The sequence below is a fragment of the Kocuria sp. CPCC 205263 genome, assembly GCF_040981075.1.
Classification (GTDB): Bacteria; Actinomycetota; Actinomycetes; order Actinomycetales; family Micrococcaceae; genus Kocuria; species Kocuria rosea.
Genome location: NZ_JAVKPV010000077.1, coordinates 1 through 537, shown reverse-complemented (window position 1 = coordinate 537; position 537 = coordinate 1). Strand labels below are relative to the sequence as shown.

The following is a 537-nucleotide window of genomic DNA, read 5'->3' as shown; positions in this document are numbered from 1 at the left end:
TCCATCGGGGGCGCGACCGTGGCGAACGAGCCCTCCGCGCCTGCGGTCAGCGTCCCGAAGCCCTCGACGTCCAGCTCCGTCGCGGACGTCGAGGATGCCGTGACCTTCAGGTTCGCGCCGTCGTAGGTCGCGCCGGTCGTGACCGAGACGTCGGTGACGGGCACCTCGGCGGAGCTGACCGGCTTGTCACCCAGGTTGGTGACCCTCACCTTCGTCGGCGCCGTACCCGTGTACTTGATCCGGGCGTAGGCCCGCTCGGAGTCACCGTCGTCCTTCTCCATCGGTGTGGTCTCGAAGACCCCCTCCTGACCCTCGACCTGGAGCTGGTCCCCGCGACTCGTGGCGAACACGTCGATGAATCCGTCACCGCCGACCACCGCCCGGTCGGCCTGGACACCCGTGTTGGTGGAGATCTTGCCCATCACCGTGAACTGGTCGTCCACGGCGGTCGCGCCGCTCGGCGTCACGACCTCGAACGTGTTGCGCAGCGGCCCGCCCGTCACGGTGTGCTCCACGTCGGGGTTGCCGAGGTAGCCC

General features: G+C 69.3%; 1 protein-coding gene. It reads right to left on the bottom strand.

The window, feature by feature from the left end:
* Positions 1–537: hypothetical protein (locus RF647_RS19220; protein WP_368813131.1), on the bottom strand; the 537-nt coding region annotated here is incomplete at both ends.